The sequence below is a fragment of the Exiguobacterium aurantiacum genome (assembly GCF_001766415.1).
Taxonomy (GTDB): domain Bacteria; phylum Bacillota; class Bacilli; order Exiguobacteriales; family Exiguobacteriaceae; genus Exiguobacterium; species Exiguobacterium aurantiacum_A.
Genome location: NZ_MKXO01000001.1, coordinates 916,296 through 929,909, shown reverse-complemented (window position 1 = coordinate 929,909; position 13,614 = coordinate 916,296). Strand labels below are relative to the sequence as shown.

The window sequence follows — 13,614 nt, the reverse complement described above, 5'->3', positions numbered from 1 at the left end:
GTGAGACGAACGAAAAAACGATTGGGCGAGATGTTGATCGAGGCTGGATTGATTATGAACGAGCAACTCGACGAGGCGCTCGCCCAAAAACGGCGAGGCGAAAAACTCGGCGATGCACTCATGCGGTTGCACTATTTGACCGAGACACAATTGATTCAAGTGCTTCATGAACAACTAGACGTGCCAATCATCGCACTATATTCGCAAGACATTAACGTCACCGTCACAAAACTCGTGCCAAAAGCGATTGCCCAAAAGCACGACATCATGCCGATTGAATTACAGGGGAACACGCTATTCGTTGCGACGGCGGATCCCCTTGATTTGATTGCGATCGATGACGTCCGGTTACAGACCGGGATGAATATCGAGGTTGGCATTGCGACGCGTGAACAAATTCGGAAGACGATCAGCCGGTATTACGAGATGGACGCCTCGCTCATCGAGATTTTAAAAGATGAGGCGCCGGAATTCGAGCGGCAAGACACGGCATCGCGCGACGATGCCCCGGTCATTCGGCTCGTCAACCAGCTGTTTTTGAGCGCGATCGATCAACGGGCGTCGGATATCCATTTCGATCCGCATGAGAAGCAACTGCACGTCCGCTTCCGCGTCGACGGCGACTTGCGCACGGAAGCAATCTATCCAAAGAAAATTCAAAGCGTCATGCTGACGCGACTTAAAGTGATGAGTAACCTAGACATCACGGAAAGCCGGCTGCCCCAAGATGGACGGATCAAGTATACGCTGCGCGACCGCCCGTACGATTTCCGCGTCTCGACGCTCCCGACGATGTACGGCGAAAAGATCGTCATCCGGGTGCTCGATTCCTCACAAGGGTTGACCGACTTGACGAAACTCGGGTTCGGCGACCATAACGAGATGTTGTATCGCGACATGTTGAAGCGGCCGAACGGCATTATTTTGATCACAGGGCCGACCGGTTCGGGTAAATCGTCGACACTGTACGCATCGCTCAAAGAACTGAATGACGAGTCGAAGAACATCATCACGGTCGAAGACCCGGTCGAGTATCAACTTGACGGCATCAACCAAGTCCAAGTCAATGCGAAAGTGGGCCTCACGTTCGCATCCGGTCTCCGCTCGATCCTCCGCCAAGACCCGAACATCGTCATGGTCGGGGAGATCCGGGATACCGAGACGGCCGAGATTGCGATCCGGGCCTCACTCACCGGACATTTGGTCTTATCGACGCTTCATACGAACTCGGCGATCAGCTCGATCACCCGCCTCGTCGATATGGGGGTCGAACCGTTTCTCGTCGCGGCTTCAACGTCCGGCCTCGTCGCCCAGCGCCTCGTCCGCCGCGTCTGTCGCGACTGTGGTCATGAGCAACCGGTCTCGAAACGGGAGCAAGAACTGTTCGATGCCGAACGTGTGGCGATCACACGCGTCATCCGCGGAAACGGGTGCTCGTCGTGTAACTTTACAGGCTATCGTGGGCGACTCGCCATCCACGAAGTCGTGCCGATTGATGAAGAGTTGCGTCGTTTGATCATGAACCAAGCGACCGAGGCCGAGATGGTCGAGCAAGCGAAACGAGCCGGTGCCCGGTTCTTGCTCGCCGACGGTCTCGAGAAAGTCGCGCAAGGTTTGACGACGACCGAGGAAATACTGAGAACAGTCATAACGGAGTGAACCTATGATCCATCAATCAATCGAAGCGATTTTAACGAAAGCGGTCGAACAACGTGCCTCAGACATCCATCTGACCGCCGGTTCGCCACCGATTTTCCGGATTGACGGCAGTCTGATCACGATGGGCGAGGAGAAAGTGCTCCCCGTCCACATCGAAGGATACTTACAGGAAATCATGACCGACGAGATGCGAGGCCGCCTTGAGATCCAGCGCGACCTCGACTTCTCGTTCGGTGTGCCCCGCGTGTCGCGCTTCCGCGTCAACGCCTACTATCAACGTGGCACGATCGCCATCGCGTTTCGTTCTATTTCCGGGGAAATCCCGACGTTGAACGAACTCAATTTACCGCCGGTGCTCAAGCGCCTCATCGAGAAACCACACGGGTTGATCCTTGTGACCGGACCGACGGGGTCTGGGAAATCGACGACGCTCGCGGCGATGATCCATGAGATCAACCGGACGCAGCGAAAGCGCATCATCACGCTCGAAGACCCGATCGAATATTTACACACGCACGATCAGAGCATCGTCGACCAGCGGGAAATCGGATCGGACGTCATGAAGTTCGTGAGCGGCCTGCGGGCGGCGCTCCGCCAAGACCCGGACGTCATCTTGCTCGGGGAGATGCGCGACTTAGAGACGATCTCGACGGCGATGACCGCCGCTGAGACCGGTCATCTCGTCATGGCGACGCTCCATACGTCGAGTGCGATGTCGACCGTCAGCAGGATCATCGACGCTTTCCCGGCCGAGCAACAAGACCAAATCCGGACCCAACTCGCCAACGTATTGCTTGGGGTCGTCAGTCAACGCCTGTTCCCGCGTGTCGACGTGCCGAAGGGTCGGGTCGCGGCGATGGAGATCATGATCGGGAACGCAGCCGTCGCCAACTTGATCCGGAACGAGAAGGAGTTTCAGCTCCCGACCGTCATTCAGACGAACCGGCAGAACGGGATGCAATCGATGGAAATGTCGATCGAACAGCTGATCCGTCAAGGGGTCATCAATCCAAGCGCCGTGCCAAGCGAAGAAATGAGGTGAGACTATGGCCATCTTTCAATACGAAGGAAAACTGCTGAACGGGAAGCGCAAGAAAGGGCGGATCACCGCCGTGTCGCTCCGGGAAGCCAAAGATAAACTTCGGCAAGAGTCGATTCTCGTCACTGACTTGTCCGAACTCGAGTCGACCGGACTGAACACGGAAGTCAACTTATTGCCGGAACGCGTCAAGATCGAACATTTGATCATGTATGTCCGCCAGTTCGCCACGCTCATCCGAGCCGGCGTCCCGATCGTCCGGGCGACGTCGATTTTGCGCGTCCAGACGGAGTCGAAGCTGTTGAAGAAGACGCTCAGCCAAGTCGAGGACGACCTTCGAGAAGGGATCGCCTTCTCGGAAGCGATCAAAAAACATCCGCGCGTGTTCTCGAACTTCTTTAGCTCGATGGCGCTCGCGGGTGAGGCGAGCGGTAACTTAGAAGAAGCACTCGACCAAATCGGGCTGCAACTTCAGAAACAGTACGATATTAAACGTAAAGTCATCTCGGCACTCACGTATCCGCTCGTCGTCTCGATTGTCGCGATCGGCGTCGTCGCTTTCCTGATGGTGAACGTCGTCCCGACGTTCGCGAGCATCTTCGGACAGCTCGGCGGTGAGCTCCCGCTCATCACCCGGATCGTCGTCGCCGTCTCGGACTTCGTCGCCGCCTATTGGTGGTTATTGTTCGGTGGCGCGCTGCTCGGCGTCCTCCTGTTCTCGTGGATGTTAAAGCGCGACAAAGAGCGGTTCTTGATCGACGGGTTGTTGCTGAAGATGCCGATTTTCGGACCGATCGTCCTAAAGTCCCAGATCGCGCTCTTGACGCGAAGTTTGGCCGTCTTACTGCAAGCGGCCGTGCCGATCTTGTCAGCGATCGAGATCACGGAGAAGATCGTCTCGAACCGGGTTATCCGTAAAGGGCTCGGACAGGCGCGCAATATGATGGCGCAAGGGATCCCGCTCCATGAACCGCTAGAACGGAACCCGAACTTCCCGCCGCTCATGACACAAATGATTGCCGTCGGCGAGGAGAGCGGCGATTTAGATTCGATGTTGAACGAAGTCGCCGAGTTTTATGAGACCGAGGTCGAGACGACGACAGACCGGTTGAAGTCGATCATCGAACCGCTGTTGATCGTCGTGTTGGCCAGTATCGTCGGGGTCATCGTCATCGCCATCGTCGTCCCGATGTTCCAAATTTATGGCGACATCCAAAATCAGTAGAAAATTCTTAGTTTATGCATATAAACTACTTTTCAACTCCATATTTTGAATGTATAGTAAAATTGTACTACTTGTTTTAGTACTACGGTAATGAATCCAGCACAAAATACAGCAAAACACACAAAAGGGGAGAATCAGTCATGTTAGAAAAAATGAAAATGATTTGGCAAGATGCGAAACAATTGAAAGATGAGCGCGGACTCACACTCGTCGAGTTACTCGTCGTCGTCGTTATTTTAGGAATTATCGCAGCCATCGCCGTTGTCGCGATCGGTGGGATTATCGAGAACTCGCGTAAAGACGCGATGGTTTCTGACGCAAAACAGATGGTAAGTGCAGCGAAATTGTATACAGCCTCAAATCCTGTTCAGGCAGATACTCAACTAAACTTTAAAGGCGGGACTCCTGGAGTCGATGCAACTTCTTATATGAGTTCACTCAAAGATCCATATAGTGATACTACTTATACGAAAGCGATTGTAAATGTAAAACCAGATTTAACTGGGAAATTTACTTATACAGTAGAGCTAGAGGGGTCAAAGAAAGTAATTGGAAAAGATGCTGCAGTAGCTGAGAGTGCTCTTTCAAAAGAGTCAGTAGAAAATAAATAATATATCCCTCCGGCTGGCGCTGGGCTCTCGCTCAGCCTAGCCGGTTTTCTATTTTTGGCATATACTTACAAGTAAGGAAGTGACCAATTTTGCTTGACCTCATTGGACTCATTTACAGCATCGTGCTCGGGATGATCATCACCTCGTTCACAAACGTCGTCGGGCTCCGCGTGCCACGCAAGCAGTCGATCGTGACGCCGCGGTCGCATTGTCCGTCGTGCGGACACGTCTTGTCTGCCTGGGAACTCATCCCGGTGTTCGGTTACATATTGTTACGCGGCAAGTGCCGCGGCTGTGGCGGACGGATCGCGCCGACGTATCCGCTGTTCGAACTGCTCGGGGCGGTCGGTTACGGCTATAGCTTTTGGCTGTACGGATTCTCCGGGACGACGTTGCTCGCGTTCGTCTTCTTATCGACGCTGCTCGCACTGGCGATGTCTGATTTGTCGACGATGCTCGTGCCGAACGTGATTCTTCTATTTGCGGCACCACTGCTGCTCATCCTCGCTTACGCGTCCGGAGCCACATGGTGGAGCCCGCTCGCCGGGGCCGCGCTCGGATTTTCTGTCCTCGCCACCGTTTTTTTCGTCTCAAAAGGGGGACTTGGGGCCGGCGATGTCAAACTATTTACAGTGATCGGGCTCGTGCTCGGACCACGTGACGTATTGGTCGCATTGTTTTTAGCGAGCTTGATCGGAGCAGTCGTCGGACTGTTGCTCATCGGACTGAAACAGATCGGCCGCAAGCAACCGATCCCGTTCGTCCCGTCGATCGCACTCGGTACGATGCTGACGTTTTGGTTCAGCGAACGTTTTTTTGATTGGTATTTTGATTTGATGTAGGGGGAAACAAGCATGAGCCGGGCTATAGAAAAAGGAACGGTCGCGTACTTCTCGTTCGATGCGCTCAGCATCCACGGGGCCGTGATTAAACAAGGCGTCTTTAAACGAAGCGCTTCCGTCCAATTGGCGAAAGGTGCCTATGCGGAAGGTTTGATTCAAGACGAGAACGCGTTCGGACTCGCCTTTGACGAGTTGTGCCGTAAAATAAAAGTAAGAAAAGGGATGGTCTGTGCCGTCGATATGGCGGAGACGGAAGTGCTGTCCCGCAAAGTCGAGATTCCATCGAATATCCCGAAAGACGAGATCCGTGGCTACTTGTTCATGGAAATCGGCAGCTCGATCATCCTGCCGTTCGACGACGTCGCCTTCGACTACGAAGTGCTCGGCGAGACGGACATGAAGACCGAGGTCATGTTGCACGCCGTCTCGGTCGATTTGACGAAAGCGATCCGCGCCTACATGAAGAAACGCGGCTTCGCCTTGAAAAAAATTGTCCCGCGTCCGATCGCGATCGCGAACGGGGTGTCTCGACTCGAGACGCTCGACCCGCTCAAGTCAACGCTATTGTGGCACGTGACACCGTTCGCGCACCAACTACTCGTCCTCGAGGAAGGGCAGGTCCGCTTCATCCGTGCCATCGAGAATGACTTATCGTATCGTGCCGACACGACAGACGGCATCGTTACATATACGTTCAACGGCTCAAACGAGGCGTTAGCGAATCGGACCGATGAATGGTTGAATGAACTCGCCCGTTTCCTCGATTTCTACCGTTACTCGCTCCGTACGGACGGACGGCCAATCGACGAACTGATCATCTCCGGGACGGTCCCTGAACTCGATGACCTCGTCCGGACGATCGAACTGGAATCGATGGTCCCGATCAAACGGATTGATGACCCGTTGCCGTTGTCGCACGCGACGCCGCTGACACATCAGATGTTGCCGCTTCTCGGGATGGCGACGCTCGACCGCGACCATGACGCCAACTTCATCAACGCGACCGACGTGACGCTGCGTTGGCCGATCGTCGCGAGTCTGGCCGCTTTATTGATCGGCGGCGGACTGACCGGCTATCTTTATTACGAAGTGAACGGAATCGAACAGGACAAAGCACAAGTCAACGAACAGTTACAGCTCGTCCGCATCTACCAGACCGAGCAAGTGAACTCGAAAGGTCAACAAGTCATCTCGCTCGAGCAGACGGTGACCGCGCTGACGACTGAAGAGAAGCAGGCGGTCCCGGCGCTCCGTGCGCTGACCGAACAGCTGCCGCCGACAGGTTACGTCTTGACGTATAACTACGCCGACGGTTCGCTCATGAGCGTCCGGACCCAGTTTGAGACGTTACCTGACTTGAACGCGTTCCAACGAGCGCTGTTGAACGATCCGCGATTCGATAATGTCAAACTGCTCGGCGTGACGACCGAGACGAAAGCAGAGACGGATCAAGACACGGAAACTGATACGGGGACATCGGTTCTCAATGCGTCAGATGAACCGCTCCCACGCTATATCGGAGAGTTTACGTTCACGTTCATCGATGCCGAACCTGAGACGCCTGAAAGCGAGACGGAACAACCCGAGGAAGATGAGGAGGTGGTGAGCGAATGAAACGTTCAACGATTTATTTGATCTTTACAATTTGTTTGTTCGCAGCCATTGCCGTCCCGTCGTACTTCGGCTACCAGTACTTTATCAACCAAGGTGAATTGAAGGCGCTCGAGCGCGAGCTGTCACTCGAACAGACGAAGCTCGAACTGTTGCGCCAAGAAGGCGAAGTCGTCGACGTCGCCGATTCGCAGCGCTTGCAGACACGTGTCCCGACGGAGCCAGCGCTCGATACGGTCGTCGAGACGTTATCGCAAGCGAGCCAGCTGTCTGACGTGCGCGTGACGAGCATCGCTTTCGCGGACGGACTCATCGCCGAATCGGAAGTGCCGGAACCGATCACCGAACCGGAACCGAACGATGTGAGCGAGACGGCCGAACCGGCTGAACCGGTCGAGATCACACCGGTCAACGCCTCGTCCGTCCGCTCGACGGTGTCGCTCCAAGCGGAGACGTATGAGGCGCTCGTCCTCTTCCTCGAGTCGGTCGAGTCGATGAACCGGATCCACATTTTGCGGACCGTCCAGTTCACGGGACCTGCCGAAACGGGTCCGAACACGACCGAACCGGCCGCACCGCTCGACTTCACGGTCGAACTCGATGCGTTTTACCGGCCCGACCTCGATCAACTCGTCCCGGACCGCTACGTGCCGACGCAGACGTTCCCACGAAAAGATATCCCGGTGTACGATTACACGACACCGTAAACGAGCGTCCCTTCGAAAAGAAGGGGCGTTTTTTTTTGGCGGCTTGGATTGTGTTCGGGTGACGCTTTGCCTACAATCAACAGAGAAGCGTGAAACGGCAAGGAAGCCCGTTTCGAAAGTATGGAAGGAGTCGATACAATGAACACAACACAGAAACGTGTCATCCTCGCCTCGATGTCGCCGCGGCGGACCGAGTTGTTGAAACAAGCCGGCATTTTGCACGAGGTGATCCCGTCAAACGTTATCGAAGGAACTGACGGACGTGAGCATCCGGACGAGTACGTCGGACGTCTCGCCCGTGAGAAAGCGATGGACGTCGCCCGGGACAACCGCGACGCGATTGTGATTGGGTCGGACACGGTCGTCGTCCTAGACGGAACGATTTTAGAGAAACCGAACGATCGCGATGATGCACGCCGGATGCTCAAGCATTTGTCAGGGGCGACCCATGAAGTGCTCACTGGCGTCAGCATCATCGGACCAGACCGGCACGACTTGTTCGTCACGACGACGCACGTCACGTTCATCGACATCCCGGAGTCTTGGCTCGACGGCTACCTCGATTCGTCGGAGCCGTATGACAAGGCCGGTGCCTACGGGATCCAAGGGTCGGGCGGTTTGTTCGTCGAACGGCTCGAAGGGGATTACTATAACGTCGTCGGCCTCCCGCTCCGGCCGCTCGTCGAGACGCTCGAGCGTCACGGGGTATCGCCGCGCTTTCTGTGAATGATGCGAGAGTAGGTGAAGGAATGACTATGGTGCTCGACCGAAGTGTTGAATCCGCTATTGCCAGACTGCTTCAAATCGGTGGACGGGGCGGGGACCCGCAGGCGACGGCCCGGCGGTTGTCAGATGTATATCCGACGCTTCGGGCGCTGTCACAGGCGTCCGTGCACGACCTCTGTCAAATTGAAGGGATGACGAAGAAGAAAGCCGAGCAGTTGCTCGCGGCGTTCACGATCGGCATCCGTTACGTCGAGGAGCCGAAAGTCGACATGCCGACGATCCGGTCGCCGCAGGACGCGTACGAGCTGCTGCGTGATGAGCTCCGGCTACTTAATCAAGAACATTTCGTCTGTTTGTACTTAAACACGAAAAATCAATTGATCGCGCGCAAGACGTTGTTCGTCGGCGGGTTGAATTCGTCGATTGTTCATCCGCGCGACGTCTTCCGCGAAGCGCTCAAGCTGTCGGCAGCGTGTTTTATTGCTGTGCATAACCATCGTGCGACACGTTCGTAACTGAAAAGGTTACGCACGCTGTCTGAAAGTCAAAAGACTGGAAGAGAGTCGTGAACTCTTCACTCGATAGGTAAAATGATAGGGTAACGCCTTGAAGTGCCTACTCTAATACTCCGACATGCAATATTCAAATGTGTATACGGATATTGTGTGAAGCTCGGTAAAGTCGGCTGAAAGTTGTCGTAGTGCTAATTTTAGTAACCGAAAGCTAACCAGAGGTGGTTGGTACAACTGATAGGTCGGGAGTCGTAAAAAGCTTAATATGGTGAGAATGTGGTAAAACACTGACGAACTAGCGAATGAAATGTCTGTAAGTGGAGAACTCAGAAATGAGTGGGCTTGATGAAAGAATCAAGTACGTTCCGTGGGCGAGTACCTATGGTGGTTTCGAAAGCTCCATGCACCGTTATAGGCGGTGGAGAGGACGTCAGGCAAGAGCTAGCACCTAAGTTAAGATATGGATAGAGTGAAGGGAACGTGGAAAGCTACCGACATGGAGAGTACACACTCGATGAAGTGGTAGGAAGGAAAGGATTCGTCCATAACTTCCTTTAACGGTAGTGAGAGTAGTGGCATGAGCGTTGAAGTTCTTGTAATGAGAGCCGAGCAATAGCCACTAGTCGAATGTATATTAATATTTATTTATTTCAACTCAATCACCTCAAGGATTCTCGTATGACTAAAAAGGTCACGAGTCCAGTTTGGAGCGTGATAAACCTTGAAAGAAAATTATAAGAAAATCCCAAGAATGAAGAACACACGGTTACGCCATGCTGAATATTATGGAATGACCGAAACGTTAGATAAGCTTTTTGCAGAAAGTAAAGAAAGCAAACAATTTACGAATCTAATGTCGATTATCACTTCAGACGATAACATTCTACTCGCTTACCGTAATATTAAGCGAAATAACGGAAGTGCTACGGCAGGTGAAGACAAAGTTACAATCAATGATATCGAAAAACTGAGTACTAACGAGTTCATTGCCATTGTAAAGAAACGATTCGTACATTATAATCCTCGAAAATTTAAACGGGTGGAAATTCCAAAACCTAATGGAAAAATCAGACCGTTAGGAATACCTTCTATGTGGGATAGAATAGCACAACAATGTATCTTACAAGTTTTAGAACCGATATGTGAAGCTAAATTCTATAAATACAGTTTCGGTTTCCGACCAACCAAATCTGCCGAGAATGCAATTTCTGCTTGTGCAGGACGGATTAACAATAACAAAATGCAATATGTTGTGGATGTTGATCTTCAAGGTTTCTTTGATGAAGTAAAACATTCAAAACTAATGCAACAAATATGGACTATGGGCATCCGAGATAAGCAGTTACTCGTTATTATTCGGAAGATGCTTAAAGCTCCAGTTGTCCTACCAGACGGTAAAATTGTTTATCCGAAAAAGGGAACCCTGCAAGGTGGCATACTTTCTCCGTTATTAGCTAATATCAACCTAAATGAATTTGACTGGTGGATTGCGAATCAATGGGAAAGTAAGAAATGTCGAAACATTAATGACCACCTTGTAAAGAAAACGGGACTGTATAGTCATCAATATAGATATGAGCAATTGCGTAAAACTTCTAAACTGAAAGAAATGTACATTGTACGCTATGCTGACGACTTTAAAATTTTTACGACAACACGCTCCAACGCCAATAAAATATTTATGGCTAGTAGAATGTGGTTGGAAGAACGGCTAAATCTTCCGATTTCCGAAGAGAAATCTCAAATCACAAACCTGAAAAAGAAAAGCAGTGAATTTCTTGGGTTTGAATTGAAGATGGAACGTAAAGGAACCGACCGTTTTGGACGTAAAAAGTTTGTCTGTCAGTCCCATATAGCAGAAAAAGCACGAACGAGGATTAAAAAGCAACTCAAAGACCAAATCAAACTTATGCAAAAAGCTCCAAGTGGAACTGACCTAATCAAAAACGCTCAGATCTACAATAGTATGGTTATTGGCATTCATAACTATTACCAAATCGCAACACAGGTAAATGAAAGTCTGATGCCAATACAATACCAACTGACGTTAGTTGAACGTAATAGGTTGAAACAATTTTCGCTTAAGAAAACATCTAACTATCCAATCAAAGACAAAGGAATTAAGCCTTATTTAAAATCAAAAATGACCAGATATATTAATGGGTATCCCATCATACCAATTGGATTTGTCAAAACAAAAAATGCGTTAATGCCTAAAAATGGTGTAAATAAATTCACCAAAGAAGGACGGGAATTGATGCATCAGGAACAAAAAGCTGTCCCGGACTGGAAAGTGCAATGGATTAGGAAACACCCAGTCGCAAACGGACGAGCATCAGTAGAGTTTAATGACAATCGAATTTCACTTTTCATTGCTCAAAATGGTATGTGTGCGGTAACTGGGGAAGAATTAATTCTGACTGAAATGGACTGCCATCATAAGACGTTATGGAATGTCACAAAAGACGACAGCTACTCCAACCTAGTGCTAATAACTAGGGATGTCCATCGGCTAGTACATTCAACAGAAAGCGAAATTATCCAGAAATATATCAGGCCACTCAACTTAAATAAGGAACAGTTGGTTAAGATAAACAAACTGCGTCTACTGATTGGGAACAAAGCAATTACAAATGGGGATTACTAATAATTGAAACAAGATTGAGGAAAATGAAATAAATAGACATTCGATGGAACGCCGTGTGCGATGAAAGTTGCACGCACGGTGTGAAGCGGGGGAAAAGGCGGAGGTAACTTCAAAGCCCTACCTATCGCTATCGAGCGGGGACGCGACGCCGAGCCGGGAAGACATCGAAGTGTCCGAGCGCTTGGTCGAAGCGGGCAACATCGTCGGGATCGCTTGCCTCGACCACGTCATCATCGGCGAGGACCATTATGTGAGTATGAAGCAACGTGGGTATATGAACGGGTGAAATTAGGAGACGTTTCCCATATCCCTCTTGAAGTTTGGTATACTAACGGACGAGGTGTTCGTATGGAGAAACTAGTTTGGATTGTTATGATTGGAATCGCGCTAGCCGCGAGTTTTGTTCCGCTCGAGCCGTTCGCGTTGTCGCTCGTCGTCTTCGCGTTGTTCGTCTTTGTGAGTATGGCGCTATTTCAACAGTTTTCAAAAGACGGGCATTGGCTTGACCGGTACCCGCCGCTCGTCGGGGTCGGACTCGGAATTGTGTCGCTCATCGCCTACATCGGTCTGTTCATCGCCTGGGTAAATGCGTCAGGAGACAGTCAAGTGTGGCGTGTCATCCCGCAACTCATCTTCGTTTACGTCGGGATTTATTTGTTCACCGTGACGATGGCGAGCTTTTTGGCGGGTGCGACGCGCGAGCGACCGTCCCGTTTCTTTCGGCCGATCCTCATCTTTTCGGTCGTCTTTTATGCGGCAATGCTGTTGCTTCCGTTTCAACCTGGTCTTTAAATGATTGGTTCATCTAAGCAGACGCCTTCAGACGTCTGCTTTTTGATTTGCGTTTTTGTTGAAAAGCAGGCACACTAATATACGGTGGAACAGGACTGAGATGAAGGGGATTGTAAATAACCTGTAATCGATTGAACGTTTTCAAACATGATTTTTCCGTTATAATAATAATTAGTGTAACCAGGAGAGGGGCAGTACGTATGTTTCGTAGTTTTAACCGAGAAATCGGAATCGACCTTGGAACGGCAAATACGCTCGTTTATGTAAAAGGTCAAGGAATCGTTGTTCGTGAACCGTCCGTAGTGGCGTTCCGTACAGATACAGGTAGAATTGAGGCCGTAGGTAATCAGGCCAAAGATATGATTGGACGTACGCCGGGGAACGTTACGGCACGCCGTCCGATGAAAGATGGGGTTATCGCTGACTTCGAAACGACTGCAACGATGATCAAATATTTCATGGAGCAAGCACAAAAATCGAAGAGCGGGTTGTTCTCATCGAAGACGAACGTCATGATCTGTGTGCCAAGTGGCATCACGTCAGTTGAAAAACGTGCGGTTGAAGATGCGGCCAAGCAAGCAGGCGCTCGCGAAGCGTACACGATTGAAGAACCGTTCGCGGCAGCAATCGGCGCCGGTCTCCCAGTTTGGGAACCGACAGGCTCGATGGTCGTTGATATCGGTGGCGGTACGACCGAAGTCGCAGTGATCTCACTCGGCGGCATCGTGACAAGCCAGTCGATCCGTGTCGGTGGTGACGAAATGGATGACGCCATTATTCGTTACATTAAAAACAAATACAACCTCATGATCGGGGAACGTACGTCAGAAGCGCTCAAGATGGAAATCGGTTCGGCCCGCATCGACGAGTCGAACGAAAACGAAACGATGGAGATCCGCGGACGCGATCTCGTGACCGGTCTCCCGAAACAGATCGAAGTAGGGGCAGTTGAAGTGTGCGAGGCGCTTTCAGACACGGTAGACGCGATTCTAGCCGGTGTGAAACAAACGCTCGAACAAACACCGCCAGAACTCGCAGCCGACGTCATGGACCGCGGCATTGTTCTGACAGGCGGCGGCGCGCTCCTTAAAAACTTGGACGGTGTCATCTCTGATGAGACGCACATCCCGACACTCATTGCGGATGAGCCGCTCGATTGCGTTGCGATCGGGACTGGAAAATCTCTTGAAATGATGGACGTCCTCCGTTCAAAATCAGGCATCTCGTCACGCCGATGAAAGGT

General features: G+C 51.3%; 12 protein-coding genes and 1 pseudogene. All 13 read left to right on the top strand.

Features of this window, described 5'->3' with window-relative positions; all coding sequences use genetic code 11:
• On the top strand, positions 1 to 1,659 hold the full coding sequence (locus BJU60_RS04745; protein WP_141737217.1) for a GspE/PulE family protein: 1,659 nt from the start codon (positions 1 to 3) through the stop codon (positions 1,657 to 1,659).
• 4 nt (positions 1,660 to 1,663) lie between these two features.
• On the top strand, positions 1,664 to 2,701 hold the full coding sequence (locus tag BJU60_RS04740; RefSeq protein ID WP_083273986.1) for a type IV pilus twitching motility protein PilT: 1,038 nt from the start codon (positions 1,664 to 1,666) through the stop codon (positions 2,699 to 2,701).
• Between the two features lie 4 nt (positions 2,702 to 2,705).
• Positions 2,706 to 3,923, top strand: coding sequence for a type II secretion system F family protein (locus BJU60_RS04735; RefSeq protein WP_070327704.1), 1,218 nt, complete (start codon positions 2,706 to 2,708; stop codon positions 3,921 to 3,923).
• Between the two features lie 140 nt (positions 3,924 to 4,063).
• The gene (locus BJU60_RS04730) at positions 4,064 to 4,534 is read left to right on the top strand and encodes a prepilin-type N-terminal cleavage/methylation domain-containing protein (RefSeq protein WP_070327703.1); all 471 of its coding nucleotides are present in this window, start codon (positions 4,064 to 4,066) and stop codon (positions 4,532 to 4,534) included.
• An 89-nt stretch (positions 4,535 to 4,623) separates the two neighbouring features.
• Positions 4,624 to 5,376, top strand: coding sequence for a prepilin peptidase (locus BJU60_RS04725; protein WP_083273985.1), 753 nt, complete (start codon positions 4,624 to 4,626; stop codon positions 5,374 to 5,376).
• A gap of 12 nt (positions 5,377 to 5,388) precedes the next feature.
• Complete coding sequence (pilM, locus tag BJU60_RS04720) at positions 5,389 to 6,990, top strand: pilus assembly protein PilM (protein WP_070327702.1); 1,602 nt, start codon at positions 5,389 to 5,391, stop codon at positions 6,988 to 6,990.
• Positions 6,987 to 7,694 carry a hypothetical protein gene (locus tag BJU60_RS04715; RefSeq protein ID WP_070327701.1) on the top strand — a complete coding sequence of 236 codons (708 nt, stop codon included), beginning with the start codon at positions 6,987 to 6,989 and terminating at the stop codon, positions 7,692 to 7,694. The genes pilM and BJU60_RS04715 overlap by 4 nt, the downstream gene beginning before the upstream one ends.
• Positions 7,695 to 7,832: 138 nt before the next feature.
• Complete coding sequence (locus BJU60_RS04710; RefSeq protein ID WP_070327700.1) at positions 7,833 to 8,420, top strand: Maf family protein; 588 nt, start codon at positions 7,833 to 7,835, stop codon at positions 8,418 to 8,420.
• A gap of 23 nt (positions 8,421 to 8,443) precedes the next feature.
• Positions 8,444 to 8,935, top strand: coding sequence for a JAB domain-containing protein (locus BJU60_RS04705; RefSeq protein ID WP_070327699.1), 492 nt, complete (start codon positions 8,444 to 8,446; stop codon positions 8,933 to 8,935).
• A gap of 718 nt (positions 8,936 to 9,653) precedes the next feature.
• Positions 9,654 to 11,579, top strand: a complete 1,926-nt coding sequence (ltrA, locus tag BJU60_RS04700) for a group II intron reverse transcriptase/maturase (RefSeq protein ID WP_438802334.1) — start codon at positions 9,654 to 9,656, stop codon at positions 11,577 to 11,579.
• Between the two features lie 133 nt (positions 11,580 to 11,712).
• Positions 11,713 to 11,865, top strand: a pseudogene (locus BJU60_RS14975) (JAB domain-containing protein); the annotation flags it as partial.
• 62 nt (positions 11,866 to 11,927) lie between these two features.
• Positions 11,928 to 12,371, top strand: coding sequence for a hypothetical protein (locus tag BJU60_RS04695; RefSeq protein WP_254281640.1), 444 nt, complete (start codon positions 11,928 to 11,930; stop codon positions 12,369 to 12,371).
• A 200-nt stretch (positions 12,372 to 12,571) separates the two neighbouring features.
• Entirely contained in the window at positions 12,572 to 13,609 is a 1,038-nt protein-coding gene (locus tag BJU60_RS04690; RefSeq protein ID WP_070327697.1) for a rod shape-determining protein, read from the top strand.
• Positions 13,610 to 13,614: the final 5 nt, after the last annotated feature.

What these genes read in the sequence shown, in the direction of transcription:
- BJU60_RS04740 (WP_083273986.1), top strand. Translation starts at nt 1,664, where the DNA reads ATGATCCATCAATCAATCGAAGCGATTTTAACGAAAGCGGTCGAACAA.
- BJU60_RS04735 (WP_070327704.1), top strand. Translation starts at nt 2,706, where the DNA reads ATGGCCATCTTTCAATACGAAGGAAAACTGCTGAACGGGAAGCGCAAG.
- BJU60_RS04730 (WP_070327703.1), top strand. Translation starts at nt 4,064, where the DNA reads ATGTTAGAAAAAATGAAAATGATTTGGCAAGATGCGAAACAATTGAAA.
- pilM (WP_070327702.1), top strand. Translation starts at nt 5,389, where the DNA reads ATGAGCCGGGCTATAGAAAAAGGAACGGTCGCGTACTTCTCGTTCGAT.
- BJU60_RS04715 (WP_070327701.1), top strand. Translation starts at nt 6,987, where the DNA reads ATGAAACGTTCAACGATTTATTTGATCTTTACAATTTGTTTGTTCGCA.
- BJU60_RS04710 (WP_070327700.1), top strand. Translation starts at nt 7,833, where the DNA reads ATGAACACAACACAGAAACGTGTCATCCTCGCCTCGATGTCGCCGCGG.
- BJU60_RS04705 (WP_070327699.1), top strand. Translation starts at nt 8,444, where the DNA reads ATGACTATGGTGCTCGACCGAAGTGTTGAATCCGCTATTGCCAGACTG.
- BJU60_RS04695 (WP_254281640.1), top strand. Translation starts at nt 11,928, where the DNA reads ATGGAGAAACTAGTTTGGATTGTTATGATTGGAATCGCGCTAGCCGCG.
- BJU60_RS04690 (WP_070327697.1), top strand. Translation starts at nt 12,572, where the DNA reads ATGTTTCGTAGTTTTAACCGAGAAATCGGAATCGACCTTGGAACGGCA.